The sequence below is a fragment of the Laedolimicola intestinihominis genome, assembly GCF_040096155.1.
Lineage (GTDB): Bacteria > Bacillota > Clostridia > Lachnospirales > Lachnospiraceae > Laedolimicola > Laedolimicola intestinihominis.
Genome location: NZ_JBBMFE010000002.1, coordinates 303,671 through 330,367, shown reverse-complemented (window position 1 = coordinate 330,367; position 26,697 = coordinate 303,671). Strand labels below are relative to the sequence as shown.

Annotated in this window: 38 protein-coding genes, 1 pseudogene and 1 riboswitch; of the genes and pseudogenes, 31 read left to right on the top strand and 8 right to left on the bottom strand. The window is 49.2% G+C overall.

Annotated elements, in window-relative coordinates; all coding sequences use genetic code 11:
• Window positions 1-22 precede the first annotated feature (22 nt).
• Both WMO29_RS03975 and WMO29_RS03970 read left to right on the top strand, forming a co-directional pair.
• The gene (locus WMO29_RS03975) at window positions 23-1,558 is read left to right on the top strand and encodes a recombinase family protein (RefSeq protein ID WP_349163856.1); all 1,536 of its coding nucleotides are present in this window, start codon (window positions 23-25) and stop codon (window positions 1,556-1,558) included.
• Window positions 1,545-1,703: pseudogene (locus tag WMO29_RS03970) on the top strand (sporulation transcriptional regulator SpoIIID); the annotation flags it as partial. The gene WMO29_RS03975 and the pseudogene WMO29_RS03970, both read left to right, overlap by 14 nt.
• A gap of 80 nt (window positions 1,704-1,783) precedes the next feature.
• On the opposite strand, the gene WMO29_RS03965 reads toward WMO29_RS03970, so the two are convergent.
• The 4 genes from WMO29_RS03965 to WMO29_RS03950 are packed head-to-tail and all read right to left on the bottom strand — an operon-like array spanning window position 1,784 to window position 3,886.
• Window positions 1,784-1,975 (bottom strand): PspC domain-containing protein, encoded by a 192-nt coding sequence (locus WMO29_RS03965; RefSeq protein ID WP_349163854.1) that lies wholly within the window; start codon window positions 1,973-1,975, stop codon window positions 1,784-1,786.
• Window positions 1,976-2,016: 41 nt separating this feature from the next.
• A complete protein-coding gene (locus tag WMO29_RS03960; protein ID WP_349163853.1) occupies window positions 2,017-2,877 on the bottom strand; it encodes a hypothetical protein in 861 nt (286 codons plus the stop codon).
• Window positions 2,874-3,566, bottom strand: a complete 693-nt coding sequence (locus WMO29_RS03955) for a DUF1700 domain-containing protein (RefSeq protein ID WP_349163852.1) — start codon at window positions 3,564-3,566, stop codon at window positions 2,874-2,876. Before WMO29_RS03955 ends, WMO29_RS03960 begins: the two co-directional genes overlap by 4 nt.
• Window positions 3,563-3,886 (bottom strand): PadR family transcriptional regulator, encoded by a 324-nt coding sequence (locus tag WMO29_RS03950; protein WP_349163851.1) that lies wholly within the window; start codon window positions 3,884-3,886, stop codon window positions 3,563-3,565. The genes WMO29_RS03955 and WMO29_RS03950 overlap by 4 nt, the downstream gene beginning before the upstream one ends.
• 252 nt (window positions 3,887-4,138) lie before the next feature.
• On the opposite strand from WMO29_RS03950, the gene WMO29_RS03945 reads away from it, so the two are divergent.
• The 3 genes from WMO29_RS03945 (at window position 4,139) to WMO29_RS03935 (ending at window position 6,440) form a co-directional block, all read left to right on the top strand.
• Window positions 4,139-4,705, top strand: a complete 567-nt coding sequence (locus WMO29_RS03945) for a carbonic anhydrase (protein ID WP_349163850.1) — start codon at window positions 4,139-4,141, stop codon at window positions 4,703-4,705.
• Window positions 4,706-4,855: 150 nt separating this feature from the next.
• Window positions 4,856-5,680: a DUF5685 family protein gene (locus WMO29_RS03940; RefSeq protein ID WP_349163849.1), complete on the top strand. Its 825-nt coding sequence runs from the start codon at window positions 4,856-4,858 to the stop codon at window positions 5,678-5,680.
• Entirely contained in the window at window positions 5,673-6,440 is a 768-nt protein-coding gene (locus WMO29_RS03935; protein ID WP_349163848.1) for a DnaJ domain-containing protein, read from the top strand. Before WMO29_RS03940 ends, WMO29_RS03935 begins: the two co-directional genes overlap by 8 nt.
• Window positions 6,441-6,598: 158 nt before the next feature.
• Here WMO29_RS03935 and WMO29_RS03930 read toward each other — a convergent pair whose 3' ends face one another.
• From WMO29_RS03930 to WMO29_RS03915, 4 genes are all read right to left on the bottom strand, one after another.
• Window positions 6,599-7,153 (bottom strand): prolyl-tRNA synthetase associated domain-containing protein, encoded by a 555-nt coding sequence (locus WMO29_RS03930; protein WP_349163847.1) that lies wholly within the window; start codon window positions 7,151-7,153, stop codon window positions 6,599-6,601.
• A 146-nt stretch (window positions 7,154-7,299) separates the two neighbouring features.
• Window positions 7,300-8,178, bottom strand: a complete 879-nt coding sequence (locus WMO29_RS03925) for a class I SAM-dependent methyltransferase (protein WP_349163846.1) — start codon at window positions 8,176-8,178, stop codon at window positions 7,300-7,302.
• Entirely contained in the window at window positions 8,162-8,605 is a 444-nt protein-coding gene (locus WMO29_RS03920; protein WP_349163845.1) for a threonine/serine exporter family protein, read from the bottom strand. The genes WMO29_RS03925 and WMO29_RS03920 overlap by 17 nt, the downstream gene beginning before the upstream one ends.
• Before the next feature lie 10 nt (window positions 8,606-8,615).
• Window positions 8,616-9,365 carry a threonine/serine exporter family protein gene (locus WMO29_RS03915; RefSeq protein WP_349163844.1) on the bottom strand — a complete coding sequence of 250 codons (750 nt, stop codon included), beginning with the start codon at window positions 9,363-9,365 and terminating at the stop codon, window positions 8,616-8,618.
• 180 nt (window positions 9,366-9,545) lie between these two features.
• Window positions 9,546-9,764, top strand: a riboswitch (cobalamin riboswitch).
• A gap of 113 nt (window positions 9,765-9,877) precedes the next feature.
• Here WMO29_RS03915 and nikB point away from each other — a divergent pair.
• The 26 genes from nikB (at window position 9,878) to rpsE (ending at window position 26,688) form a co-directional block, all read left to right on the top strand.
• A complete protein-coding gene (gene nikB / locus WMO29_RS03910; protein ID WP_349163843.1) occupies window positions 9,878-10,819 on the top strand; it encodes a nickel ABC transporter permease in 942 nt (313 codons plus the stop codon).
• Complete coding sequence (gene nikC / locus WMO29_RS03905; protein ID WP_349163842.1) at window positions 10,819-11,658, top strand: nickel transporter permease; 840 nt, start codon at window positions 10,819-10,821, stop codon at window positions 11,656-11,658. Before nikB ends, nikC begins: the two co-directional genes overlap by 1 nt.
• Entirely contained in the window at window positions 11,655-13,241 is a 1,587-nt protein-coding gene (locus WMO29_RS03900; protein WP_349163841.1) for an ABC transporter substrate-binding protein, read from the top strand. Before nikC ends, WMO29_RS03900 begins: the two co-directional genes overlap by 4 nt.
• A gap of 30 nt (window positions 13,242-13,271) precedes the next feature.
• The gene (locus WMO29_RS03895; protein WP_349163840.1) at window positions 13,272-14,054 is read left to right on the top strand and encodes an ABC transporter ATP-binding protein; all 783 of its coding nucleotides are present in this window, start codon (window positions 13,272-13,274) and stop codon (window positions 14,052-14,054) included.
• On the top strand, window positions 14,047-15,006 hold the full coding sequence (locus WMO29_RS03890) for an oligopeptide/dipeptide ABC transporter ATP-binding protein (RefSeq protein WP_349163839.1): 960 nt from the start codon (window positions 14,047-14,049) through the stop codon (window positions 15,004-15,006). The genes WMO29_RS03895 and WMO29_RS03890 overlap by 8 nt, the downstream gene beginning before the upstream one ends.
• 21 nt (window positions 15,007-15,027) lie before the next feature.
• Entirely contained in the window at window positions 15,028-16,017 is a 990-nt protein-coding gene (locus WMO29_RS03885) for a M14 family metallopeptidase (protein ID WP_349163837.1), read from the top strand.
• A complete protein-coding gene (locus WMO29_RS03880; RefSeq protein ID WP_349163836.1) occupies window positions 16,004-17,353 on the top strand; it encodes an MATE family efflux transporter in 1,350 nt (449 codons plus the stop codon). Before WMO29_RS03885 ends, WMO29_RS03880 begins: the two co-directional genes overlap by 14 nt.
• A 342-nt stretch (window positions 17,354-17,695) precedes the next feature.
• Complete coding sequence (rpsJ, locus tag WMO29_RS03875) at window positions 17,696-18,013, top strand: 30S ribosomal protein S10 (RefSeq protein ID WP_087157539.1); 318 nt, start codon at window positions 17,696-17,698, stop codon at window positions 18,011-18,013.
• A gap of 59 nt (window positions 18,014-18,072) precedes the next feature.
• On the top strand, window positions 18,073-18,708 hold the full coding sequence (gene rplC, locus WMO29_RS03870) for a 50S ribosomal protein L3 (RefSeq protein ID WP_178039251.1): 636 nt from the start codon (window positions 18,073-18,075) through the stop codon (window positions 18,706-18,708).
• Window positions 18,709-18,734: 26 nt separating this feature from the next.
• Window positions 18,735-19,355: a 50S ribosomal protein L4 gene (rplD, locus tag WMO29_RS03865; RefSeq protein WP_158363593.1), complete on the top strand. Its 621-nt coding sequence runs from the start codon at window positions 18,735-18,737 to the stop codon at window positions 19,353-19,355.
• Window positions 19,355-19,654 (top strand): 50S ribosomal protein L23, encoded by a 300-nt coding sequence (gene rplW, locus WMO29_RS03860; protein ID WP_349163835.1) that lies wholly within the window; start codon window positions 19,355-19,357, stop codon window positions 19,652-19,654. Before rplD ends, rplW begins: the two co-directional genes overlap by 1 nt.
• Before the next feature lie 177 nt (window positions 19,655-19,831).
• A complete protein-coding gene (gene rplB, locus WMO29_RS03855; RefSeq protein WP_178039249.1) occupies window positions 19,832-20,674 on the top strand; it encodes a 50S ribosomal protein L2 in 843 nt (280 codons plus the stop codon).
• Window positions 20,675-20,686: 12 nt separating this feature from the next.
• The gene (gene rpsS / locus WMO29_RS03850; protein ID WP_178039248.1) at window positions 20,687-20,965 is read left to right on the top strand and encodes a 30S ribosomal protein S19; all 279 of its coding nucleotides are present in this window, start codon (window positions 20,687-20,689) and stop codon (window positions 20,963-20,965) included.
• A 32-nt stretch (window positions 20,966-20,997) separates the two neighbouring features.
• Window positions 20,998-21,384: a 50S ribosomal protein L22 gene (gene rplV, locus WMO29_RS03845; protein ID WP_178039247.1), complete on the top strand. Its 387-nt coding sequence runs from the start codon at window positions 20,998-21,000 to the stop codon at window positions 21,382-21,384.
• Between the two features lie 10 nt (window positions 21,385-21,394).
• Window positions 21,395-22,051, top strand: coding sequence for a 30S ribosomal protein S3 (gene rpsC, locus WMO29_RS03840; protein WP_158363588.1), 657 nt, complete (start codon window positions 21,395-21,397; stop codon window positions 22,049-22,051).
• The gene (gene rplP, locus WMO29_RS03835) at window positions 22,051-22,488 is read left to right on the top strand and encodes a 50S ribosomal protein L16 (RefSeq protein ID WP_158363587.1); all 438 of its coding nucleotides are present in this window, start codon (window positions 22,051-22,053) and stop codon (window positions 22,486-22,488) included. The genes rpsC and rplP overlap by 1 nt, the downstream gene beginning before the upstream one ends.
• The gene (gene rpmC, locus WMO29_RS03830; protein ID WP_158363586.1) at window positions 22,478-22,681 is read left to right on the top strand and encodes a 50S ribosomal protein L29; all 204 of its coding nucleotides are present in this window, start codon (window positions 22,478-22,480) and stop codon (window positions 22,679-22,681) included. The genes rplP and rpmC overlap by 11 nt, the downstream gene beginning before the upstream one ends.
• Before the next feature lie 21 nt (window positions 22,682-22,702).
• Window positions 22,703-22,957: a 30S ribosomal protein S17 gene (rpsQ, locus tag WMO29_RS03825; protein WP_158363585.1), complete on the top strand. Its 255-nt coding sequence runs from the start codon at window positions 22,703-22,705 to the stop codon at window positions 22,955-22,957.
• Window positions 22,958-22,975: 18 nt separating this feature from the next.
• The gene (rplN, locus tag WMO29_RS03820; protein ID WP_158363584.1) at window positions 22,976-23,344 is read left to right on the top strand and encodes a 50S ribosomal protein L14; all 369 of its coding nucleotides are present in this window, start codon (window positions 22,976-22,978) and stop codon (window positions 23,342-23,344) included.
• An 11-nt stretch (window positions 23,345-23,355) separates the two neighbouring features.
• Entirely contained in the window at window positions 23,356-23,667 is a 312-nt protein-coding gene (gene rplX, locus WMO29_RS03815; protein WP_158363583.1) for a 50S ribosomal protein L24, read from the top strand.
• A gap of 23 nt (window positions 23,668-23,690) precedes the next feature.
• Window positions 23,691-24,230: a 50S ribosomal protein L5 gene (gene rplE / locus WMO29_RS03810; protein ID WP_158363582.1), complete on the top strand. Its 540-nt coding sequence runs from the start codon at window positions 23,691-23,693 to the stop codon at window positions 24,228-24,230.
• 17 nt (window positions 24,231-24,247) lie between these two features.
• A complete protein-coding gene (locus tag WMO29_RS03805; protein ID WP_158363581.1) occupies window positions 24,248-24,433 on the top strand; it encodes a type Z 30S ribosomal protein S14 in 186 nt (61 codons plus the stop codon).
• Between the two features lie 186 nt (window positions 24,434-24,619).
• Window positions 24,620-25,027: a 30S ribosomal protein S8 gene (gene rpsH / locus WMO29_RS03800; protein ID WP_158363580.1), complete on the top strand. Its 408-nt coding sequence runs from the start codon at window positions 24,620-24,622 to the stop codon at window positions 25,025-25,027.
• A 205-nt stretch (window positions 25,028-25,232) separates the two neighbouring features.
• Window positions 25,233-25,772, top strand: coding sequence for a 50S ribosomal protein L6 (rplF, locus tag WMO29_RS03795; protein WP_178039246.1), 540 nt, complete (start codon window positions 25,233-25,235; stop codon window positions 25,770-25,772).
• 17 nt (window positions 25,773-25,789) lie between these two features.
• On the top strand, window positions 25,790-26,158 hold the full coding sequence (gene rplR, locus WMO29_RS03790; RefSeq protein ID WP_158363578.1) for a 50S ribosomal protein L18: 369 nt from the start codon (window positions 25,790-25,792) through the stop codon (window positions 26,156-26,158).
• 20 nt (window positions 26,159-26,178) lie between these two features.
• Window positions 26,179-26,688 (top strand): 30S ribosomal protein S5, encoded by a 510-nt coding sequence (gene rpsE / locus WMO29_RS03785; RefSeq protein WP_158363577.1) that lies wholly within the window; start codon window positions 26,179-26,181, stop codon window positions 26,686-26,688.
• Window positions 26,689-26,697: the final 9 nt, after the last annotated feature.

The window sequence follows — 26,697 nt, the reverse complement described above, 5'->3', positions numbered from 1 at the left end:
ATGTAACAGAAAGGCTTGAAATATGAATATAGCAGCTTACTGCCGTGTTTCCACAGATAAAGCCGACCAGCTTAACAGTCTGGAAGCGCAGAAAGATTTCTTTTACGAATACACAAAGCGCACCGGTGACACACTGATCCGCCTTTATGCAGACGAAGGAATCTCTGGTACAAAGATTAAAAACCGGAAAGAATTCCTGCGTATGATGGCGGATGCGGAGCATGGACTGTTTGATATGGTAGTCGTAAAAGATATTTCCCGTTTTGCCAGAAATACCGTGGATTTATTGCAAAATGTCCGCAAGCTGAAAGCGCTGGGCATTGAAACGCAGTTTCTTACGGCGAATATGACCAGCATGGGTAACAGCGAATTTGTGCTGACGCTATTCGGCGCCCTGGCCCAGGAAGAGAGCGCAAACACATCTAAGCGTGTAAAATTCGGCAAGAAAATGAATGCAGAAAAAGGACGTGTGCCAAACATTGTCTATGGATACGATAAGACCATTGGAGACTACTTTAATTTAACCATCAATGAAAAAGAGGCGGATATTGTCCGTCAGATTTATCACTGGTATACGGAAGAAGGCTACGGAACAGCTAAAATTGCCAATATGCTCAATGAAAAAGGGCTGAAAACGAAGCGGAATTGTAAGTGGAGTCAGAATGCTACCACAAGAATCCTGACCAATGAGCTGTATACCGGGAAGATCATCAATGGGAAGCAGGAGGTCGCTGATTTTCTGACCGGCCAGCGGAAAGAAAAGGACGAAACAGAGTGGATGGTAGTAGAACGCCCGGAGCTGCGTATTATTGAGGACGAAACCTTTGAACGGGTGCAGGAAATTCTTCATTCCAGACATGACACGTTTCATATTTCCCATGAGCGACAGAGCAACAGGCATCTGTTTTCTACTTTGATTAAGTGTAAAGAGTGTGGTTGGTCATTCCGCAGAACTGTCCGCAAATATAAAAATACCTATATTCGCTGGGTGTGCTCCGGTCATAACGGCAGGGGAGCAGAAAGCTGTCCCAATGGGGTTACAGTGGATGAAGAAGAACTGATTGAGGTTCTTCAGGAATATTTTACAGAGGTTCTGAAGCAGAAAAAGAAAGTTATCCGGTACGTGGTAAATGAGTTCCAGCGCATTTACAAGGCAAAGGATGAAAACCTGGAGTATGAAAAGGAACTGAATAGCGAACTATCCAGACTACAGAAAACCCGTGAAAAATATATGGACATGTATACGGATGATCTGATCAGCCGCGAAGAACTGAACGATAAAATCGGCGGAATGCGGAAAGATATCGAGCGTCTGGAAAATGAGCTGAAACTGATTTCCTATCATATAACGAAGGGTGAACAACTGGAAGCGGTATTAAATAACACATTTAAAGAAATAGAGGACATTACCGACGTACATCAGATGACGAATACACAGTTAAAAAAGATTATCCAGAAAATCGTGGTGGACAAGGATGGAAATGTGGACATTTACCTGCGAATTCTTGGTGATTTGGGATTAGAAGAATCCGTTCTAATTAACGACAACTATACATAAGGATGTGGCAGAACGCCTGTTGCATATTAATCCAGGTCTCGCGAGACAGGCCAGGAAGGTTTTGGACGTAAATAAGTCCGAGCGGCATATCCGGGGCGGCCTGGCGACCCGGGAAAAATATCTGCATCAGCATGGGAGAATGTAGGTAAGCAGGAGCAGCTGATAATGTGGATTCAATAAGATAAGGGGCCTTTATAGCAGCCCCTTATCTTAATCGGTATCATTTTAATTGTCTTCCGGAATAATAACTGCGGCAATAATATAGACCAACAGCCCTGTACCGCAGCTTCCGAGTGACAGCAGTACCCACAGAAGCCGAATCAGCGTAGGATCCATATTAAAATACTCACCGATGCCTCCGCAGACGCCGCAAATCATCTTATTTTCATTAGAACGTAATAACTTTTTCGGTCCCATATAAAAACCTCCATTATCTGTCTCTTTATCGAATGTAATACTTATAATTCAGAACCATGATGTTTCGTTTCGGATTCCCGATTCCGATGCTGTGCCCCGTCAAACTGCAGGGATATTTCTCCAATGCCACAGTCAGCGCTGATGGTGTGTGGCGCGCCATTATCTACGGAATGCTCCGAAGATAAGCCGGAATAGCTGGAACCACCGATATCAATGGAACCAATGCCGCACTCCAGTTCATAATTATAATCCGGTTCTTCACCGGCAACCATGATGGCAAGCGAACCGGTGCCGCACTCCAGTTCCAGCTCAGAACCATCAAAATATCCGATGGTCAATTCCCCTACACCCACATCAATAGACGCATCCTCTGATGCCAGCAGCGTATCAATGCTTCCTGATCCGGCTCCCATATCCAGGGAAAACTCCCGGGCCTGCAGCTTTCCGGCAGTCAGTTCGGCAGCGCCGAGATCCAAATCCATATCGTCAAACATCCGATCCGGAAGCAGAATCTGAAGTTCCAGGGCAGTATTTCCGTTCGGACGGTCATCCTCCAGAATTAATGTATCGCTATCTCGAACAGATTCTTTGAAATATTTTCCGGCGTTCCGCGTTTTTATGGAAATAAGATTGTATTCCGAGGTGCCAATGGAAACGGATGCATTCGTTACATCCAATTCCAGCTTGCGGATAGTGGAATCATAAGTGCGCTCAGCAGAATCGCCGCCGGAGCCGTTTCTGTCATGTTCCCGGATCCCGGCAAAAGAAGAGGCGGGAACATGGAGATTCTGTGCAAGCTGACTTGGCTTTGCTCCAAACAGGAAACCAACGCCGACGCCGACAATTCCCAGTACTGTCAGTACCGCGGCTGCAATAAGAGAAATTTTTGTAAAACGCTTCATCGAATCACACCTGCCTTTCGAAAAGGAAGCCTAACCAGATTGACAAGCCCCTGTACCAGTACCGGCACTACTTTAAGGGCAATCCATAACAGTGCCAGCGACAGCAGAATGCCAAGAGCTGTCAGCAGGCAGCCGGCGCCTGCGGTAGCGATTCCCAGGACCGGTGCTGTAAAGAGCTGAATGAGCCCCACGCCGATGACAAAGATTCCGGCAACGAAAATGACAATTCCGGAAACCAGAACAGCTGCCACAGTCAGAAGCGCTGCCAGGAGGACGCAGAAAAGAACTGCCAGAAGGCCAAAGCCAACCGGAATCACAAAGGGACCAAGCACAATGCACAAAAGCACAATGGCCAGCAGCTTCCACAGATTCCGTTCCTTTTTCGGAGCGGTTTTCCCGGCGCTCTCGGAATCTATGAAAGAGGAGGCGGCAGGTGCAGCCCCATTTCCGTCAAAACGCGTATCCCGGTAGCCCTGCTCGGAAAACTCCGAAGCGTCGTCGGACAGTCCGGCTTTGATTTTCCGGGCCACCTGCTCCGGGCTTCCAAGCTCTGTCAGAATCCGGGCTTCCTCCTCAGGTCCCGCGTCGTCAAAATAATCATTATAATACTGAAGGGCTTCCTCCCGCTCATTTTTAGAAATATCTGAGAGCAAATCCTGAAGCTGCTTCATAAATTCCGTTCTTGTCATGTCTTCTCACTCCCCGCAAACAAATTGGAAATCCTGATGGAATAAATTGTCCACTCGTTCCTGTACAGATTCAACTGCGCCGTTCCGGCCTCTGTAATCCGGTAATAGCGGCGGTTCCGTCCACCGAATTCCATATCGTAGGTCTCCAGACAGCCATCCTTCTGAAGCCGTCGGAGGACCGGATACAGTGTTGATTCGGAAATGTCGATGGCCTGCCGGACGTCCTGGGTAATCTTGTACCCGTAGGTGCCCTGGGCTTCATGGGATACAACCGCCAGCACAATTGCGTCCAGGAGAGCGGCTCCTGTGTTAAAAACCATGTGATCCACTCCTTATTTTATGCTGTAATAAGATATAATATTATACATCATATAGTATTATCGGATGCCTATACTATACGTTATATAATATTATCTTGTCAATAGGATTCATAAAAACTTAATAATTGGAGAAAAGGCTTTATTTGACAGGCTGTAAACCTACACTTTATAATAGAGAAAACAGAGGAAACCCCCTACGGGGATACCTGGATGCGCTGAAAACATGCGCAAACAGAGGAAAGGGCGGAGTGTATGAAACCATTTATCATGACGGCTGATAAGGCCATGAAGAAACTGAAGGACGGCAATAAAAAGTACCTGGACTCCGAGACCGGAAAGGGCAATATCTCCAAAGCGCTACGCTTGTATACCAAAGAGCACGGCCAGCATCCCTACGCGATCGTTGTCACCTGTTCCGATTCGCGGGTGATTCCCGAAAGCATCTTCTCGGCAGGCATCGGCGACCTGTTTGTGATTCGGGTAGCCGGAAATGTCATCGACGACCATCAGCTGGGCAGCATTGAATATGCAGCCAGCCATCTGGGAAGTCCTCTTATCGTCGTGCTGGGCCACACCTGTTGCGGCGCGGTGGACGCGGCGATTCATCACGATCCGGAAGGCTATATCAAGTTCATTACCGACGAGATTAAGCTGGCCATCGGCGACGAGAAGGATGATTTCAAAGCCTGCTGTCTGAATGTCCGGCGCAGTATGGCGCTCATTGAGCACAGCCTGGATATCGCGAAAATGGAAGAGAAAGGAATGCAGGTGGTCGGCGCGGTTTACCACATCGAGGATGGCCGGGTAGAATTCCTTTAGAGAAATCTGTAAAAAATTAAAAAAGAAGAAAGAGTCTAAAAGAACTGTGAAAGCCATTGACATTGACAGGATGCATGGTAAGATTAAATACTAAGCAGCATTGTGAGGAAAATGAATTCGCGAAGCCGTGAAGCATAAAGGAGTGAGCGAATGTTCGGATATATAGAATGTAATCGTTCGAAGCTTTCAAAGGAAGAGCAGGAGCGCTACCAGAGCGTCTACTGTGGACTCTGCAGAAATTTGAAAATGAGATATGGGGAACTGGAGCGGATGAGCTTAAGCTACGATATGACTTTTGTGATTCTGTTCCTTTCTTCTTTGTATGAGCCGAAAGAGAAGACGACGGATTTCCGCTGCGGCATCCATCCGTTGCGGCCCCGCAGCGGCGTGGAGAACCGTTTTACGGAATACGCGGCGGATATGACCGTGGCCCTGGCTTATTATAAGGCACTGGATGACTGGAAGGATGAAAAAAAGGCCGGAAAACGCTGGTATGGTGATAAGCTGAAAAAGGCCTATGACGAAGTGGAAAAGGCTTACCCCCGTCAGTGCAAGGCCATCACAGACAGTCTCCAGGAGCTGGATTTCATCGAGCAGGCGCCGGGCGCCAATGCAGATCAGGCCATCAACTGTTCCGGCAAGATGCTCTCGGAGCTCTTTGTGTACGAGGAGGATTTCTGGAGCAACAGTCTCAGGGTCTTCGGCTACGAGCTGGGTCGCTTCATCTATCTGATGGATGCGACTATGGATTATAAAAAGGACATGAAAACGGGTAACTATAACCCTCTTTTTGAGATGAAGAAAAAACCGGAAGAGATGGAACCGGTGTTGGGGCTTCCGTTGGGTAATGCCATGGAGGTCTTTGAAAAGCTGCCGCTGGTGCAGGACGAACACCTGCTCCGTGATATCCTCTACGGTGGCATCTGGCAGCAGTATTACGCGAAAATACGTGGAAAGGAGAAAACGGATGGTTGACGATCCATACAGAGTACTTGGGGTGTCCCGGGACGCCACCAGGGAAGAGATAAAAAAAGCCTATCGTCAGAAGGCAAAATTATACCATCCTGATCTTCATCCGGACGATCCGCAGGCAGCGGAGAAAATGAACGAGCTTAACGAGGCCTACGATATGCTGAATAACCCGGAGAAATACCGGAGACAGCAGCAGAGCTATGGCGGCTATGGGCAGAGCAGTTATGGCGGAGCAGGCAGTTACGGGCAGAATCCTTTTGGAAATGGTCCCTTTGGCAGCGGTCCGTATGGAAATAGTGGAAATGGCACTTATGGCAGCGGCCCTTACGGCGGTTTTGGAAGCTTCGAGGATTTCTTCGGTTTCTGGGGGATGCGCATGGGACCGGAGCGCCCCCGGCAGGTCTGCACCGACAGCGAAACCATGCGTCAGGCCATAGACTTCATCAATATGGGAAAATACCAGTTCGCGGATTCGGTGCTGAACGGTATGCCCGGCGCTGAGCGGAACGCCCGATGGTACTATTTAAGCTCCCTGGCCAACTATGGTCTGAATAATCAGATGCTGGCGGTGGCACAGATTCAGAAAGCATTGCAGTTAGAGCCGAATAACCCGCTTTATCAGCGGACACTCCAGAGCTTCCGTTATGCGGAAAATGTATACAGCCAGAACAGTCAGTCCTATCAGCGGCAGGCGGAAGGCATGGATAAGCTGTGCAGAAGCTTCTGTCTGGCGCAGCTGTTCTGTATGTTCTGCAGATGCTAAGCAGAGTGTGAAAATAAAAGAGATTCGTTCTTTCCATATATAATAATAGAAGAACGCCTCTCTTTTTTTAATGCTTAGAAAACTGAAATCAAATATAAATAGAATCAAAGAATCGGCGTGGCAGGTGAAATTTTAAACTTGGAACGCCAGAGGCTTTATTACAGCTTCACAAAAATAGCTTCATGATGCACCGCCGGCAGAAACTTCTCCAGCATATCCTCCGTCTTCATCCGCAGACTGGACGTATTGATGCAGGGATGGCAGCCAAATTCCTCATGGGCGGCCACGTCCTCATCGATGATGAGCTGTACCTGATTGTGCGGGTCATTCATCAAGGCCATAACCGTGGCGGATCCCGGCGTCACATTCAGCAGTTTCTCCATATACTCCGCCGGGGCAAAGGAGAGGCGGGAAGAACCGATCTGTTTGGACAGGTCTTTGGTCTTGAACTGCTTATCCCCGGGCATCAGCAGCAGGTAGAATTTCGTTTTTTGGGCGTTGCAGAGCACCAGATTTTTACAGATCTCAATACCGAGAAGCTGATCCACGCCCTGACATTCCTCGATGGTCATGGCTACTTCATGATCCACACGGGTGTAGGGAATCCGAAGTTCATCCAGCAGGTCATAGACAGCCATTTCCTTTTCCAGACGGCCCTCCGGGCTGACGGGACGGCCGGTGTAAACCTGCGGGTCAATATAAATGCTACTCATAATGATTCCTCCTTTGAACTTTTAAATATTACAGAGGCTTCGAATGGGCATCCCATGAAACATAATCTGGAATGTAAAAGAAACCTTAGCATTTAGACAGAAACACAGCGGCCGGAACCTCCAGCCGCCATTGACTTTGTAAAAAGCTATTTAGTTTCCCAGCGTCCGCTTGCGCCGCAGGGCAGCACCAGCCCGGATGCGGTTACGGGCAGCCCCACCTCCTGGGAATCGACAGTACCGTGAAACTTCTTCAGCTCTGTGGCAATCATATAGGTCAGTACTGCCGGAGCCAACCCGGTGGTATAGGAATTCACCAGGAAAAACAGCGGCTCATCGCTTAAAAGCTGCGCGCACAGGCGAATCAGCGGATGGATCGCCTCTTCAATTTTCCAGATTTCTCCTTTTGGTCCTCTGCCGTAGGAGGGGGGATCCATGATAATGCCGTCGTAATGGTTGCCGCGGCGGATTTCCCGCTCCACGAATTTTACACAGTCATCTACAATCCAGCGGATAGGAGCCTCGCCCAGTCCGGAAGAACGGGCGTTTTCCTTTGCCCAGCCTACCATGCCCTTGGAAGCGTCCACATGGGTGACAGAAGCTCCGGAGGCAGCGGCGGCCAGTGTGGCTCCGCCGGTGTAGGCGAAGAGATTCAGTACCTTTACGGGACGTCCGGCATTGCGGATTTTTTCACCGAACCAGTCCCAGTTGGCAGCCTGCTCGGGGAAGAGGCCTGTATGCTTGAAGCTGAAGGGCTTCAGATTGAATGTTAAGGTATTCTTGCCCTGGCAGAGGGGATACTGGATGGTCCATTGCTCCGGCAGGTCGAAGAATTCCCACTCGCCGCCGCCCTTTTTGCTGCGGTGGTAATGGCCGTTCATGCGCTTCCAGCCAGGCAGCTTTCGCTCCGTATCCCAGATAACCTGGGGATCCGGACGCACCAGCAGATAGTCGCCCCAGCGTTCCAGCTTTTCTCCTTTCGAAGTATCCAGTATCTCATAATCGGTCCAGTTATCTGCGATCCACATGACAATCTCCTTTGGTCTTTAAAAATAAGCGGAAAATACTGTCCACCACCATGATGGACAGGGCGATCATTCCCGCCACAATCAGTGTCTGAATAATATAATAGGAAGTCATTCCGTCGGAACGGATGACAGAGTGGGCGATGCGGAACATGCCCGCGCCCGGCACCAGCGGTAAGATGCCCGGGATGACGAAAATCGTGACCGGAGCCTTCAGGACCCTTGCGAAAATCTGGCCGCAGAGGGAGACGAGACAGCCGGACAGAAAGGTGGACATGGCCACAGACAGATTGATTCCGATGAGAAACAGATAGATCCACCAGCCCACCGCGCCGGTGAAACCGGCCCAGATGATATATTTGCGCGGTACGTGCAGCAGAAAAGAAAAGGCCACAACGGAAAAAAACGCGCCGATAACCTGTATCAGCATAAAAGCCTCCTTACTGAATGAAACGAAGTCCGATGACAATACCCATAGCTACAGAGGCGGCGACCACAAAGGCCTCCATCATCCGGGCGGAGCCGGAGATATAATCCCCGTGCAGGGTGTCAAAGACCGCGTTGGTGATGGCTACGCCGGGAACCAGGGGCATGATGGCCGCGATGATGATGGAATCCAGGTTCCCTATAATAGGAAGAAACTTCAGAAGTCCGCCTGCGAACAGTGAGATTACCACGGCGCTCAGCAGGATTCCGAAGAAGGCGGGCAGCTTCATGCGGTTGCACAGATACAGGCAGATGGCCATGAAAAATCCGGCCACGCCCGCCACAAAGGCCTCCTGCCAGGTTCCGCCGTAGGTCAGTGCAAAGGCCGCGGCCACGCCCGCGTTGGCCAGCAGAAAGGCCTGGGGAGGGTGCGGTTCCTTTTTCAGCTTTTTTATCTGCCGGAAGGCTTCCTTCAGTTCCAGCTCCCCGCTGCAGAGTCCTCTGGAAATACTGTTAATTTCGTCGATGATACTCAGGTTCGTGCCACGGCTGTGAATCCGGCGGGTCACCGTCATGGACTGGATGGACGGGTCGTCCAGAGTGACCAGAAAGCCGGTCACCATCACGAAAGCTTCGGCGGTCTTCAGCCCCGACAGCTCCAGCATCCGCTGCATGGTATCCTCCACCCGGTAGGTCTCAGCCCCGTTGGCCAGCATCAGCTCCCCCGCCATGACGGCGGTGTCGAGCAAAAGTTTGTAATCCATTTGTCTGATTTCCTTATACCTGATTTTGTATTGAGAATAATCTATGCCCATTATACCTATGTAAGAGAAGCGGGTCAAGGAAAGTATGGATAGAAAGAGAAATAATTCCTGTTTCCGAAGGGACAGGCTGAATTACCGGAAGATAAAAATGGAAAAATCTTGACAGATATAGAGAAATCAAGTAAAATAAACGGGCATAGTGTTGTCAGTCGCGTACGGCGGCTGATAAAGAATAGAGAATCATGTGGAAATCATGGACGGTACCGCCACTGTATACATAAAGAATGATCCTTAGATGAAAGTCCGCCATTGGGGTAAACCTGAGAAGGCGTGGAGAGTTCGCTGGGCTTCTTCCCTGAATATGTGAGTCAGGAGAACTGCTATGCAGCAACCTTAGCGGACGATCTATTTGCGAAGGCTTATTTCCCATGTAAAATCGGTCATGGATGCAAAAGCATCCATGGCTTTTTTGTGTAATGAAGTCGCTTTTCTTATTGAAACGGAGGAAAACAGTGAAAAAGAACAGGCTCGTATCCAGACTTATCCAGATGTGCGTAGTGCTGATAGGCATTTCCTTTCTGACCTTTTTATTAACCTACCTTGCGCCGGGCGATCCGGCCACAGCTATGTATGATTCCCTGGGAATTACTCCGAGTCCGGAAATGCTGGAGCAGGCCAGGCAGTCCATGGGACTGGACAAACCCTTTTTACAGCAATATGTGGACTGGATAGGCGGTATTTTTCACGGAGATTTTGGAACCTCCTTCAGTAAAAGCGCCCCGGTACTGGATCTGCTGATGAAAAGACTGCCGGCAACGTTCCGGCTGGCCCTGTTTTCCCTGGGACTGATGTTAATTATTTCGGTTCCCCTTGGAATTCTTTCAGCGGTCAGACAGGACGGGATAGCGGATTATATCGTTCGCTTTCTTTCTTTCCTGGGTATTTCGCTTCCGGGCTTCCTGATTGGCCTGATCTTATTATATGTCTTCGCTTTGAAGCTGGGACTGGTAAAGGTGGCGAGCAGCTCCGTCGGAATGGAACAGATGCTGTTGCCGGGGATTACGCTGGCCATTGCCATGGCCTCCAAATATTCCAGACAGGTGCGCACGGCGGTGCTGGAGGAGTTGCACCAGGATTACGTGACAGGCGCGAGAGCCCGTGGAATGAATCAGTGGGAAATACTGTTCCGCCAGGTTCTTCCCAACGCCATGCTTCCGCTGGTTACCATGCTGGGGCTTTCCTTTGGATCACTTCTCGGAGGAACCTCGGTGGTGGAGATTATTTTCTCCTACCCGGGACTGGGTATCCTGGCGGTGGGAGCGGTAAAGGCGCGGGATTATCCGCTGATCCAGGGCTTCGTATTATGGATAGCCCTGATCTATATGGTGGTAAATCTGCTGGTGGATATATCCTATCATTATATTGATCCGAGGATCAGGGAGGGGGAGGACTGATGAAAAAGAATACAAGATTTGCGGTGCTTTCCATTCTGGTTTTCCTTATCCTGGCAGTGGCATTCCTGGCGGACAAAATCGTTCCCTACGATCCGTTGAGCGCGTCACTGAGCGACGCGTTCCAGGCGCCCGGAAAAGAACACTATTTTGGAACCGACGCGCTGGGACGGGACGTGTTCTCCCGGGTGCTCTGCGGGGCGACCACCAGTGTATACAGCGTACTGATTCTGGTGGCGGTAATCCTGGTTGTGGGTACCTTTCTTGGAATCATAGCAGGGTATTTCGGCGGGGTGACAGACGCGGTAATCATGAGAGTGGGCGATATGATGATCGCCTTCCCAGATCTGATTCTGGCTATGGCAATCGCTGGAATTCTTGGGCCAAGCCTGAAAAATTCCATGATTGCAATCGCGGCGGTAAGCTGGACCAGATACGCCAGACTTTCCAGAAGTCTGGTGCTGAAGATACGGAACAGGACTTATATATCGGCGGCGGAAATCTCAGGATCCAGACATGGCAGAATCCTGATGAGATATATGCTGCCCAACGCGCTCCCCACGATGATCATTACGGCGGCGACGGATATCGGCACCATCATGCTGTCGCTGGCAAGCCTGTCCTTCCTTGGTTTTGGAATCCAGCCCCCTACGCCGGAATGGGGATATATGCTGAGCGAGGGAAGAACTTATATACTGAGCAGCCCGTGGCTGCTGTTTTGTCCGGGACTTGCGGTCTTTATTACGGTAGTCATCTTTAATCTCTGGGGTGACTGTATTAGAGATATGATAGATCCAAATGCAACAGAAAAACGAAGAAAGAAGAGGAGAAAGAGAAGATGAACGGAAAAAAACTGATTGCCCTTGCCCTTAGCCTGTGCCTTGCGGGCAGTATCACAGCATGCGGCGGCAGCGCAGGAACAGAGCAGAAAGCAGCGTCAGACGGAGGAAGCGCGAAAACACAGCTAAATGTGGCGACAGAGTTGACCAGCGCAACCCTGGATCCGGCAGATGACTGGAACAGCTGGTTTGTGATGCGCTGGGGCGCGTTGGAAACGCTGACCCGTTTTGAGGACGACGGCACCGTGTCACCGTGGTTGGCAGAAGACTGGTCTGTAGCGGACGATCAGCTGACCTGGACTATAAAGCTGAAAGAAAATGTAACCTTCTCCAATGGAGAATCGATGACGGCGACAAAGGTTCAGGAATCCCTGGAGAGATTATTTGAGGTGACAGATCCCAATAAGGGCGGAAATGGAAACCCCTGGAATTATTTCACATATGACAGTATCAGCGCAGACGATGAAGCCTGGACTGTGACGATTGTAACAAGTGAGCCGACCGTAGACCTGCCGGGCTGCCTTGCGTATCCCTGGTATGGCATTATCGATGTGGCTGGCTCTGCGGATCGCGATATCGCTGCGGACGGACCGATTTGTACAGGACCCTACTGCTTTGTATCCAACGATCCGGAGCATGATATCCAGCTGGTAAAAAATGACAATTACTGGGACGGTGAAGTACCCTTTGAGACGGTCAATGTCATGAAGCTCGGGGAGGCTTCTGCCCGCGCAATGGCCCTGCAGGACGGTTCAGCCGACATGGGAATCAATATTGCGGCGTCTGACAGAGCGGTCCTGGAGAATGCGGGTACCTATCAGATTGACGTCACCGGTGGAAACCGTGTCTGCAACTGGTTTATCAATTTTGACGGAGTGCTGGGCAATGATACCCTGAGAAAAGCGGTGATGACGGCAATTGACGGTCAGACCGTGTGCGATGTATCCACAGGCGGATCCTATACTTACACCAATAATACGCCGGTACCCGGCTATGATTTGGATAACCCGTACAGCTACGATCCGGAGGCAGCTAAGACTATGCTGGACGAGGCCGGTATCGTAGACGGCGATGGAGACGGATACCGCGAACTGGACGGCAAAAATATCGACATCAATATAGTAGCGACAACCAGCCGTCAGCAGGACGTGATTGCGCAGGCGTATGGGGTTCAGCTGGAAGCAATCGGAATCAAGAGCACCATTTCCATGCCGGAAAATGTAGTAGACCTGCGGGTATCCCAGGGCTTTGATCTGATGTTCAACAATGAAGTAACCACACCTACCGGAGATCCGGAGAACTTCCTGAAGCACTGGTACGGAAAGATTACCGATACAAGCTTTAATTACGGAAATTATCATAATGAAGAATACGACGCGCTGTATGAACAGCTGATCGGTGAATTTGATACGGAAAAGCGGACGGAAATCTTTACACAGATGCAGGAAATCCTGATGGAGGACGTGGCGACCATCTGCAGCGGCGCCTATAATTTCAATCTCTGCTCAGCGGCTTCCGTGGAAGGCGTTCACAGCTATGTGTGCGATTACTACTGGGTAACAAAGGATATCACACCGGCGTCATAAAGAAGAATATATAGAAAAGGGGACTTTCCCATGCTGGATATAGAGAACATAACAGTTGCATATCATGGACAGCCGTTTTTGCGTGATTTCTCCCTGCACATGAAGAGAGGGGAAATTATCAGCCTGGTAGGTGAAAGCGGAAGCGGAAAGACTACGGCGATACGTTCCATTCTGGGACTTCTGCCACAGGAAGGAGAGCTGGTATCCGGCGATATTTTGTTTGAGGGAAAGTCTCTTCCTGAATACAGTGAAAAGGAAATGCAGAAGCTCCGGGGATCCAGGATATCTATGATTTTCCAGGATTCCGGAGCCATGCTGAATCCGATACGTAAAATCGGCTCGCAGTATATAGAATACATTCAGAAGCATGAAAAGCTGGGCCATAAAGCGGCGGAAGAAAAGGCGGTGGCCATGCTGGAAGCCATGCGGCTGTCGGAGCCGGAGCGTATCATGAAGAGCTATAGCTTCCAGCTGTCCGGCGGTATGCGTCAGAGGGTCGGAATTGCCATGGCCATGACCTTTGAACCGGAGCTGCTGCTGGCCGACGAGCCCACAGCTGCCCTGGACGTGACGACACAGGCGCAGATCGTGCGTCAGATGATGGAGCTGCGGAAAAATCACGGAACCTCCATTATCCTGGTAACCCATAATCTGGGCGTGGCGGCATATATGTCAGATCGGATTGTGGTTATGCAGAATGGAAGGATTGTGGAAGAGGGAGACCGGAAGACAATACTGGAGCAGCCGGGCTGCGCATACACCAGAAAACTGCTGGCTGCGGTTCCGAATATGTATGGAGAAGGCTATGTGTAAGGAAAAAACACCAATTTTGGAGACTCGTCATTTAAATAAGGTATTTACAGCCCCCGACGGACGCCCTTTGTACGCAAACAACGATATATCTTTGAAATTTTATGAAGGCGAGACCCTGGGAATTGCCGGGGAAAGCGGATGCGGCAAGAGTACGCTGGTGCGCGTGCTGTCGCTGCTTGAGCCACCCACCGATGGGGAACTTCTCCTGTTCGGCGAAAATGTCGCGGATTGGAAGGGGGAGAGAAAGCGGAAAATGCGCCGTCATATTCAGATGGTATTTCAGGATCCGACGGACTCATTTTCTCCCAGAATGAAGGTAAAGGATATTTTGTGCGAACCGCTGGAAAATTATGGACTGATAAAACCGTCGGAAAAAGCAGCGAAGGCGCGGGAGCTTCTGAAGATGGTGGAGCTTCCGGAGGAATTTGCAGAGCGGTATCCGCACAGTATGTCAGGCGGCCAGAAGCAACGTGTGGCGATTGCGCGCGCATTGGCCCTGGAGCCGGAGGTCCTGATTTGCGATGAAGCCACATCGGCGCTGGACGTATCGGTTCAGAAAAGTATCGTGGAGCTGTTGGTAAAGCTTCAGAGAGAGAAGCATACGTCGATTATTTTCATCTGCCATGACGTGGCGCTGATCCGCTCCGTCTCCCACAGAACGGCAGTTATGTATCTGGGTTTTGTGGTGGAGCTTGCGGAAGGAAAGAAGCTGGGCCGCGGCATCTGTCACCCTTATACAGAGGCGTTAAAAAGCGCGGTGTTTTCCCTGGATATGGATTTTGAAAAAGAGATAGAAAGCCTGGATTCCGAGATTCCAAGCCCCTTGGAGCGTCCGACAGGCTGTCCGTTCCGGAACCGCTGTGAAAAATGCATGGAGATCTGCGCTGCAGAGAGGCCGCAGCTCCGGGAGGTGGAGAAAGGACATTGGATTGCCTGTCATCTGTATGCATGACAAGAAAGAGAGGACTATATCATGTGGAAGATTGCAGGATTTTCTTTACAGCCGGGAGAAAAAAGAAGAGTGACGATAGAAATCCCGGTGGAAGAAGCAGGAGAGGAAAAAATGTATCCGATGCCGGCGACATTGATTTGCGGCTGCGGAAAAGGAAAGACCGTTCTGATTACAGCGGGAATCCATGCGGGAGAATACCCGGCTATTCCCGCCGTGATACGGGCGGCAGGGGAGATTCAGCCGGAGGAGCTGAACGGAAACCTGATTTTTATTCACTGCGTCAATACCAGCGGATTTTTTAAGAGAACCTTTGGCCTGATTCCGGAGGACGATTTCAATCTGAACGGACAGTATCCGGGAAAAGAGGGCGGAACTACGGGAGAACGGATTGCGGATTATTTTGTGCGCAATTTTTTCGATGAAATCGATTTTATGATGGATATGCATTCCGGGGGGCAGCAGGAGCCCCTGACGCCCTGTCTCTTCTATCCGCTGGCGGAGGCTGTGACGGAGGAAGCGCTGGCTGCGGCGCGCGCCCTGGATATCCCGTGGCTGATAGCTTCGACGGCTACGGCGGGGCAGTATTCTTACGCCGCGAATTATCATAAGGTTCCCGGACTTCTGGTAGAACGGGGATATGGCGGATTCTGCAAAAAGGAGTGGGTAGACGCTTATTACAGAGATATTTTCCTGCTTTTGAAGCATTTGGAAATGTATGGTGATGTTGAAACAGAGGAACAGGTGTGTAAAAAAACGGTAGTTCCCAGAACCATCTATCTTACCTCGGATACGAAGGGAATCTGGCATACGGATCTCCATGAAAATGTGGAAGTGGCCCGGGGAGAGCTTCTGGGATACTGTACGAATTTTTACGGAGAGGTAATCAAGAACTATTACGCGGAAGAGGATGGGGTTGTCTTCTATTATAATACAGGTTTATCTGTGGAAGAAGGCACAGCCCTGGTCGCGTATGGAATAAGGGAGTATATGATAGCAGATGAGGCAGGCTGAGCGGGGAGATTTAACACAGGGAGCCATTGGCAGAGGAATGCTTTTATTTGCGCTGCCGTTTCTGGGGAGCAGCCTGATTCAGCAGCTGTATAATACCGTCGATCTGATTTTTGTGGGAAGGCTTCTGGGCACGGACGCGGCGGCAGCCGTCGGCGCGGGAAGTCTTCTGATTACCCTGGTTCTGGGCTTCTTTACCGGAATGAGCGTGGGAGTAAGCGTGTCGGTATCCCATGCGTACGGAGCAGGAAATCAGAAAGAACTGCATGATCTGATTCATTGCGCGGCGGGACTGGCGCTGGCGGCTTCTGCCCTGCTGATTCTGTTCGGGATATTTCTCACGCCGGCTATGCTGCGTCTGATGAATACGCCGGAAGATATTATGGATCTGGCCGTTGCCTACATCAGAATTTATTTTCTCAGTATGCTCCCCATGGTTTTTTACAATATCGGTTCCGGAATCCTAAGAGCCTTCGGGAATTCGCGCTCGCCGATGAATTATCAGCTGATAGGCGGAATTGCCAATGTGGCGGGAAACGCGTTCTTCCTGTGCGTGCTACACATGGGAGTGGAAGGAGTGGCGCTGGCCTCCCTGGTATCGCAGATGATGGCGGCTGTATTTACGGTAGGCCATCTAATGAAGCCGGATTTCGAATGCCGGTTACGGATCAGTGATATTGCGCTTAAGAAGCAGGTCTGCGGGAGAATCCTGAAAATCGGGATTCCGGCGGCAATTCAGTCTATGGTGATTACGCTGAGCAACCTGATTGTCCAGGCGCAGATCAACAGCCTCGGAATCGTAAGCATTGCGGCCTTCACTGCTTATTTTAAGATGGAAAATTTTGTATATCTTCCCATCATGGCGTTTGGACAGGCCAACACAACGTTCTGCGGACAGAATTACGGAGCGGGAAAATGGCAAAGAATGCGGAAGGGAACGGGAGTCAGCATTCTGATGGGAATCCTTGTTACCGTGACCATAAGCACGCTCCTTCTGACGCACGGATATGGCGTATTCAGCCTGTTTTCTCAAAATGCGGAAGTGATAGAGCTGGGAATCCGCATTGCGCAGGTAACCTTTCCCTTCTATTTTATATATGTATTTCTGGAGGGCTTTTCCGGAGCGCTGCGGGGAACGGGAAAGACGGTGGGGCCGATGGCGGTTATCCTTGTAAATATGTGCGGAATCCGTATGCTGAGTCTCTGGTTCCTGATGCGGCATTATCACAGCGCGGAAGGAGTGGCCGGAATCTATCCGATCACCTGGATAACTACGGCTGTCTGCCTGGGCGTGATGTATTGGCGGCAGAACAAAAAACGGAAACTTGAAATTGGTTAAAATCACTAAAAAGTGGGCGGAAAGTTTGTGAAATTTATAAAAACTTTTCCTCCACTTTTTTTGAAAAAAACCTTGCAATTCCACAGAACTTCCTGTATAATTGCAACTGTTGTGACATTGATAGCTATGAAGCGTGAGGTTGCTGCCCGTGAGGCAGGTTTTCCGTGGAGCGAATGTCAAGTTAGGAAACTGGCGACAAGTCACTGTACAAAATAACTGTCCATGCAGAGCCATGGAAACAACGTGTTGTTCGAATTCAGAGTTGGGACACACACGGGAGAGTGTACAGTCACCGCTTGTCGTACTGGTCTTTAAAAGTACGAAAAGGAGGCGACTTTTTTTATGGCAAGTCAAGTAATGAGAATCACACTGAAAGCGTATGACCATCAGCTGGTGGATGCATCCGCAAAGAAGATCATCGAAACTGTAAAGAAGAATGGAGCACAGGTGAGCGGACCGGTTCCCCTTCCTACCAAGAAAGAGGTAGTTACCATTCTGAGAGCTGTACACAAGTACAAAGACTCCAGAGAGCAGTTCGAGCAGAGAACTCATAAGAGACTGATTGATATCATTACCCCGACCCAGAAGACAGTAGATGCTCTGTCCAGACTGGAGATGCCGGCAGGTGTTTACATCGATATCAAAATGAAAAACAAGTAATCCTTCAGCTAGAATGAACACATTCGTGTTCCGCTGTAGAGAAATAAGGAGGAAAAGAAATGAAGAAAGCTATTTTAGCAACAAAAGTCGGAATGACGCAGATTTTCAATGAAGACGGCGTACTGACACCGGTTACAGTTCTTCAGGCAGGCCCCTGTGTAGTAACTCAGGTTAAGACTGTAGAGAACGACGGATACAGCGCAGTGCAGGTCGGATTCACAGACAAGAGAGAAAAGCTTGTGAACAAGGCTCAGAAGGGTCATTTCAACAAGGCAGGCGTATCTTACAAGAGATATGTGAGAGAGTTCAGATTTGAAGATGCTGAGAGCTACGCTCTGGCACAGGAGATTAAGGCTGACATCTTTGCCGCTGGCGACAAGATTGACGCAACCGCTATTTCCAAGGGTAAAGGATTCCAGGGTGCTATCAAGAGACATGGTCAGCACAGAGGACCCATGGCTCACGGTTCCAAGTTCCACCGTCATGCTGGTTCCAATGGTGCCTGCTCCGATCCGAGCAAGGTATTCAAGGGAAAAGGAATGCCTGGTCAGATGGGCCACAAGAAGATCACCATCCAGAACCTTGAGGTTGTCCGCGTAGACGCAGAGAAGAATCTGCTTCTGGTAAAAGGCGCAGTACCGGGCCCCAAGAAGTCTCTGGTTACTATCAAGGAAACAGTAAAGGTTAGCAAATAATCTTTAGCGGAAAGGAGGACTTACAGATGGCAACAGTATCTGTTTACAATATGGAAGGAAATGAAGTTGGCACAATCGACTTAAACGATGCTGTATTCGGTGTAGAAGTAAACGAGCACCTGGTACACATGGCGGTTGTAGCGCAGCTTGCAAATAAGCGTCAGGGAACGCAGAAGGCAAAGACCCGTTCTGAAGTATCCGGCGGCGGAAGAAAGCCCTGGAGACAGAAGGGAACCGGTCATGCAAGACAGGGTTCAACAAGAGCTCCCCAGTGGACTGGCGGCGGCGTTGTGTTCGCACCCACACCGAGAGATTACACCATTCGTCTGAACAAGAAGGAGAAGAGACTGGCACTTAAGTCTGCTCTGACCTCCAGAGTTCTTGAGAACAAGCTTATCGTAGTAGACGAGCTGAAGTTCGACGAAGTTAAGACAAAGAATTTCGCAAACGTCATGAACAACCTGAAGGCTTCCAAGGCTCTGGTAGTTCTGAACGAGAACGATGCAAACGTAGTATTATCCGCAAGAAATATTCCTACAGTTAAGACTGCTTTGACCAATACCATCAATGTGTTCGATATTCTGAAGTACAACACAGTTATCGTAACCAAGGCAGCTGTAGCAACAATCGAGGAGGTGTACGCATAATGGCAGACGTAAAGTACTATGATGTCATCCAGAAGCCGGTTATCACCGAGAAGAGCATGGATGCTATGGGCGATAAGAAGTATACTTTCCTGGTTCACACAGATGCAACCAAGACTCAGATTAAAGAGGCTGTTGAGAAGATGTTTGCCGGAACAAAGGTAAAGAGCGTCAACACCATGAATCTGGATGGAAAGAAGAAGAGACGTGGAACAGCAGTAGGTAAGACTGCTAAGACTAAGAAGGCTATTGTACAGCTGACCGCTGAGAGCGCAGATATCGAGATTTTCGAGGGGTTATAAGACTTGGCGAAACAGAGCCGAAGGCGATAGTTGAGCCTTAGTCGGACCCCGTTCGCGAACCTTGGCGAGGTGTTTTCGAGCCTAGTTGAGCGAACGTCCCCGATAAACTGTGGATTATAGGCGGCTCCAACCGCCTGACAACTAATAATTTGAACAGAACGAAAGGAGAGAAATGTAATGGGTATCAAGACATATAATCCATATACACCTTCCAGAAGACACATGACTGGTTCTGATTTCTCTGAGATTACCAAGAAGGAGCCGGAGAAGGCACTGCTGGTATCCCTGAGCAAGAACGCAGGTCGTAACAACCAGGGTAAAATCACTGTAAGACACCGCGGAGGCGGAAGCAGAAGAAAATACAGAATCATCGATTTCAAGAGAAATAAAGACGGTATCCCCGCAACTGTAATCGGTGTAGAGTATGACCCGAACCGTACAGCAAACATCGCACTGATCTGCTACGCAGACGGCGAGAAAGCATATATCCTTGCACCCCAGGGCCTGAAGGATGGCATGAAGGTCATGAACGGACCGGAAGCCGAGGTAAGAGTAGGAAACTGCCTGCCCCTTTCTGAGATTCCCGTAGGTACACAGGTACACAACATCGAGCTGCATCCGGGCAAGGGCGGACAGATGGTTCGTTCCGCAGGAAACAGCGCACAGCTCATGGCTAAGGAAGGCAAGTACGCAACACTTCGTCTGCCGTCCGGAGAGATGAGAATGGTTCCTTTAAATTGCAGAGCTACTATCGGAGTTGTAGGAAATGCTGAGCACAACCTGATCAACATCGGTAAGGCAGGACGTAAGCGTCACATGGGTATCCGCCCGACAGTCCGCGGTTCCGTAATGAACCCGAACGACCATCCGCATGGTGGTGGAGAAGGAAAGACCGGTATTGGTCGTCCTGGTCCCTGCACACCGTGGGGCAAGCCCGCTCTTGGTTTGAAGACGAGAAAGAAGAACAAGAAGTCCAATAAGCTGATCGTTAGAAGAAGAGACGGCAGAACATTCAAGTAAGGAGGAAAACACATGGCTCGCTCATTAAAAAAAGGACCATTTGCAGATGAGAGCTTACTGAAAAAGGTAGACGCAATGAATGAAGCAGGCGACAAGGCCGTTATTAAGACCTGGTCCCGCCGCTCCACTATCTTCCCGCAGATGGTTGGTCATACAATCGCAGTTCACGACGGAAGAAGACACGTTCCGGTATATATCACAGAGGATATGGTAGGACATAAGCTCGGAGAGTTCGTTCCGACCAGAACCTACCGTGGACACGGAAAAGACGAGAAGAAGTCTAAGCGTTAATCGTCAAATCATTTGAAAGGAGACTCATCCAAATGGCTAAGGGACATAGAAGTCAGATTAAGAGAGAAAGAAATGCCCAGAAGGATACAAGACCGTCAGCAAAGCTTTCCTACGCTCGCGTATCTGTTCAGAAGGCATGCTTCGTATTAGATGCCATTCGTGGCAAAGATGTGGAGACAGCACTTGGTATTGTAATGTACAATCCGCGTTACGCTTCCACTCTGGTAGAGAAATTATTAAAGTCAGCAATCGCAAATGCTGAGAACAACAACGGAATGAACCGTGATAACCTTTACGTAGCAGAGTGCTACGCAAACAAGGGACCGACAATGAAGAGAATCAGACCGAGAGCACAGGGCCGGGCTTACAGAATCGAGAAGAGAATGAGCCACATCACAATCGTGCTTGATGAGAAATAGGAGGTAAAGCATGGGACAGAAAGTTAATCCGCACGGCCTCAGAGTCGGCGTTATTAAAGATTGGGATTCCAGATGGTATGCAGAAGATTCCTTCGCTGATTATCTTGTAGAGGACTACAACATCCGTAAATTCCTGAAGAAGAAGCTCTACAGCGCAGGAGTAGCTAAGATTGAGATTGAGCGTGCTTCTGACAGAGTAAAGATCATCATCTACACCGCAAAGCCGGGCGTTGTTATCGGTAAGGGCGGTTCTGAGATTGAGAAGGTAAAGGCTGAGCTCGCTCAGTATACCGATAAGAAGCTTATCGTAGACATCAAAGAGATTAAGAGACCGGACCGCGACGCACAGCTGGTTGCTGAGAACATCGCACTTCAGCTGGAGAACCGTGTGTCCTTCCGCCGCGCTATGAAGTCCACCATGGGCAGAACCATGAAGGCAGGCGCTAAGGGAATCAAGACGGCTGTTGCAGGCCGTGTTGGCGGAGCCGATATGGCTCGTACCGAGTTTTACAGCGAGGGAACTATCCCGCTGCAGACACTGAGAGCAGATATTGACTACGGATTCGCTGAGGCAGATACCACCTACGGCAAGATTGGCGTAAAGGTATGGATCTACAAAGGCGAGGTACTTCCGACGAAAGGAAACAAGGAAGGGAGCGATAAATAATGTTAATGCCGAAGAGAGTAAAGCGTCGTAAACAGTTCCGCGGTTCCATGGCTGGTAAGGCCCTGAGAGGCAACAAGATCACCATGGGCGAGTTCGGTATCGTCGCTACAGAGCCGTGTTGGATTAAATCAAACCAGATTGAGGCAGCCCGTATTGCCATGACCCGCTACATGAAGCGTGGCGGTAAAGTCTGGATCAAAATTTTCCCGGATAAGCCGGTTACAGCAAAGCCTGCCGAGACTCGTATGGGTTCCGGAAAGGGTACACTGGAGTACTGGGTAGCAGTCGTTAAGCCGGGCCGTGTAATGTTCGAAGTTGCAGGCGTACCGGAGGAAACAGCTAGAGAAGCACTTCGTCTTGCAATGCACAAGCTGCCCTGCAAGTGTAAGATCGTTTCTAAAGCAGACTTAGAAGGCGGTGATAACAGTGAAGAGTAATAAGTATGTTGAAGAATTAAAGGCAAAATCTGCTGCGGAATTAAATGAGGAATTAGTAGCTGCGAAAAAGGAACTGTTCAACTTAAGATTCCAGAACGCAACCAATCAGCTTGATAACACTAGCAGAATTAAGGAAGTTCGCAAGAACATCGCCAGAATTCAGACTGTTATCGCGCAGAAGGCGAATGCGTAATAAGGCGGAAGGAGAATTATCGTGGAAAGAAATCTGAGAAAAACACGTGTCGGCAAGGTCGTAAGCGATAAAATGGACAAGACCATCGTTGTTGCTGTTGAGGAGCACGTTAAGCATCCGCTGTACAAGAAGATTGTAAAGGATACTTACAAGCTGAAGGCTCATGACGAGAACAATGAGTGCCACGTAGGTGATACCGTAAAGGTTATGGAGACGAGACCGCTGTCCAAGGACAAGAGATGGAGACTCGTTGAAATCATGGAGAAAGCGAAATAAGGTAAGGAGGTTACCGGAATGGTACAGCAGGAAACCAGACTCAAGGTGGCAGACAATACCGGTGCAAAAGAGCTTCTTTGCATCCGCGTAATGGGCGGTTCCACCAGAAGATATGCAAACATCGGTGACATCATCGTTGCCAGCGTCAAAGATGCAACACCCGGCGGAGTTGTAAAGAAGGGCGACGTTGTAAAAGCCGTAGTCGTTCGTACAGTAAAGGGCGCTCGTCGTAAAGACGGATCTTACATCAAGTTTGACGAGAATGCGGCAGTTATCATCAAGGATGACAAGAATCCGAGAGGAACCCGTATTTTTGGACCAGTAGCAAGAGAGCTTCGTGAAAAGCAGTTTATGAAAATTGTTTCACTTGCTCCGGAAGTATTATAGGAGGGTGCCAAATGTCTACAGTTAAGATTAAAAAAGGTGATACCGTTAAGGTTATTGCCGGCGCAGACAAGGATAAAGAGGGCAAAGTTATTGCCGTCAATCATAAAAACAACACTGTAATCGTAGAAGGCGTTAATATGATTACAAAGCACACCAAGCCTTCCATGGCAAACCAGAATGGCGGAATTATTCACCAGGAGGCTCCTATCGACCTGTCCAACGTAATGTACAGCCTGAAGGGCAAAGCTACAAGAGTTGGCTTCAAGATGGATGGAGACAAGAAAGTCCGCTATGCGAAAGCAACTGGCGAAGTAATTGATTAATCAAGGAAGGAGGTCGCAGAAAGTTGAGTAGACTGAAAGAAAAGTATACGAATGAAATCGTAGACGCAATGACAAAGAAATTTGGATACAAGAACATTATGGAAGTTCCGAAGCTCGACAAGATCGTCATCAACATGGGTGTTGGCGAGGCAAAGGACAATGCGAAGGTTCTGGAATCTGCTGTAAAGGATATGGAGACCATTACCGGACAGAAAGCAGTTCTGACCAGAGCAAAGAACTCTGTTGCGAACTTCAAGATCAGAGAGGGTATGGCAATCGGCTGCAAGGTTACACTTCGCGGCGAGAAAATGTATGAGTTTGCTGACCGTCTGATCAACCTGGCACTTCCCCGTGTGCGTGACTTCCGTGGTGTAAACCCGAACGCATTTGACGGACGCGGAAACTATGCGCTGGGTATCAAAGAGCAGTTAATTTTCCCCGAAATTGAATACGATAAGGTAGACAAGGTAAGAGGTATGGATGTTATCTTCGTTACAACTGCAAAGACTGACGAAGAAGCCCGCGAGTTACTGACATTATTCAATATGCCGTTCACAAAATAGGATAGGAGGAAAATTTCATGGCTAAGACAGCAATGAAGGTTAAGCAGCAGCGGAAACAGAAATTCGCAGTTAGAGAGTACAATCGCTGCAGAATCTGCGGCCGTCCGCATGCATATCTGAGAAAATACGGAATCTGCAGAATCTGCTTCCGTGAGTTAGCATACAAGGGCCAGATCCCTGGCGTTAAGAAAGCAAGCTGGTAAAAATCCATCTGGACACTTAGTGAAGCCAAGTCCGCAGGGCGAAGGCTGAACTTAGTGCGAGGTCGTTCGCGACCCTTAACGAAGGCAAGGCGATAGCCGCAGCCTGAGGTTAGTGGAGCGAACTTCCTTGCAGCTGTTACCGATTTACCGCTTGTATGAACCAAAATAGGAGGTATAGAACAAGTCATGGCATTAACAACGAATGATCCCATCGCGGATATGCTTACAAGAATCCGTAATGCAAACACCGCTAAACATGATACTGTTGATGTACCCGCTTCCAAGATGAAGATCGCAATTGCGAACATTCTGGTAGACGAGGGATACATTGCAAAATACGATCTCGTAGAAGATGGAAACTTCAAGACTATCCGCATTACCCTGAAGTATGGTAAGGATAAGAATGAGAAGATCATCTCCGGTCTGAAGAGAATCTCCAAGCCGGGTCTGCGTGTATACGCTAACAAAGAGGAGCTGCCGAAGGTACTGGGCGGCCTGGGAGTTGCTATCATCTCCACAAACAAGGGCGTAATCACAGACAAGGAAGCTCGCGCACAGGGCGTAGGCGGAGAAGTACTTGCATTTGTTTGGTAATCAGTATTGTAGTTGGCTGAGAACCTTTCAATAGGAAACACCACGGTCACTAGGCTCGAAAATACCTCGCCAAGTGTCCGGGTGTACTTTCGCACTAAGTTCGAGCGTCGCCGTGAGGCTCGCTCTCACTAAGTGCTCAATGCAACTGAAAACAGAGAAGCCAAAGCAGCTTCTCCGAAAATCTAAGTTTTAGGAGGAAAAAGGCATGTCACGAATTGGTAGACATCCGGTAGCCGTTCCCGCTGGCGTAACAGTAACCATCGAGGAAGGCAACAAGGTGACCGTTAAAGGTCCGAAGGGCGAACTGGTAAGAGTACTGCCCGCAGAGATGGAAATTAAGCTTGAAGATGGTCAGGTAGTCGTTACAAGACCGAATGACCTGAAGAAGATGAAATCCTTACATGGTCTGACAAGAACTCTGATTCACAACATGGTAGTTGGCGTAAGCGAGGGATATCAGAAGACTCTTGAAGTAAACGGTGTAGGTTACAAAGCACAGAAGTCCGGCAATAAGCTGACCCTGTCTCTTGGATATTCTCATCCGGTAGAGATGATCGATCCGGAAGGACTTGAGTCTGCAGTAGACGGCAACAAGATTATCGTTAAGGGTATCGATAAGGAAAAGGTTGGCCAGTACGCAGCAGAGATCCGCGACAAGAGAAGACCTGAGCCGTACAAGGGTAAGGGAATCAAGTATGCTGATGAAGTTATCAGACGTAAAGTCGGTAAGACTGGTAAAAAATAAGTAAGGAGAGTATAAAAATGGTTAGTAAGAAGTCAAGAAGCGAAGTTCGCGTAAATAAGCATAGAAAATTACGTAATCATATCAGCGGAACTGCTGAGAGACCGCGTTTGGCTGTGTTTAGAAGCAATAATCATATGTATGCTCAAATTATTGACGATACAGTCGGAAATACTCTGGTAGCAGCATCCACTATGGAAAAGAGTGTAAAGGCTGAGCTTGAGAAAACCAACAACGTTGATGCAGCAGCATACCTTGGAAAAGTAATCGCAGAGAAGGCTCTGGAAAAGGGTATCAAGACCGTTGTCTTTGACAGAGGCGGCTTTATCTATCAGGGCAAGATTCAGGCACTGGCAGACGCAGCCCGTGAGGCTGGATTGGAATTCTAGGAAAGGAAGGAAAAAGACAGATGAGACATGAGATTATCGACCCGAGTCAGCTTGAATTAACTGACAAGGTAGTGTCAATTAAGCGTGTAAGCAAAACTGTCAAGGGTGGTCGTACCATGCGTTTCACCGCTCTGGTAGTTGTCGGTGACGGCAACGGACATGTTGGCGCCGGTCTTGGAAAAGCGACTGAGATTCCGGAAGCAATCCGCAAGGGCAAAGAGGATGCCATGAAGAAGCTGGTAACCGTTGCAATTGACGAGAACAACAGTATTACACATGATTATATCGGAAAGTTCGGCAGCGCATCCGTACTGCTGAAGAGAGCACCGGAAGGTACTGGTGTTATCGCTGGAGGCCCGGCTCGTAACGTGCTGGAGCTTGCAGGTATCAAGAATATCCGTACCAAGTCTCTTGGTTCCAACAACAAGCAGAACGTAGTTCTGGCTACCATCGAGGGTCTGAAGGCACTGAAGACTCCGGAAGAAGTTGCTAAGAACCGTGGAAAATCCGTAGAAGAGATCACGAACTAGGAGGATACG